The sequence below is a fragment of the Virgibacillus sp. 7505 genome, from assembly GCF_002272135.1.
Lineage (GTDB): Bacteria > Bacillota > Bacilli > Bacillales > Amphibacillaceae > Terribacillus.
Window position 1 is genome coordinate 1 of record NZ_NPBF01000376.1, and the last position, 224, is coordinate 224.

The following is a 224-nucleotide window of genomic DNA, read 5'->3' on the forward strand; positions in this document are numbered from 1 at the left end:
GGAAGACGACACAGCTGATGATCACAAAGGCAAAGGAAAAACAGGCGAGTTAGCAGAACAAGTGTTGCAAGCGATGGGTGGAAAAAACAATATTGCTCATCTTGACGCCTGCATTACGCGATTGCGTGTATCGGTAAATGATATTAAAGCAGTCGACAAAGACGAACTGAAGGCGCTTGGTGCAGCTGGAGTGCTAGAAGTAGGCAACAACATCCAAGCCATTT

At 46.0% G+C, this 224-nt stretch carries 1 protein-coding gene; it reads left to right on the plus strand.

Features of this window, described 5'->3' with window-relative positions; all coding sequences use genetic code 11:
• Window positions 1–224, plus strand: a 224-nt coding sequence (locus CHH91_RS19410) for a PTS sugar transporter subunit IIB (RefSeq protein ID WP_176465891.1), incomplete at both ends; no start/stop codon positions are given.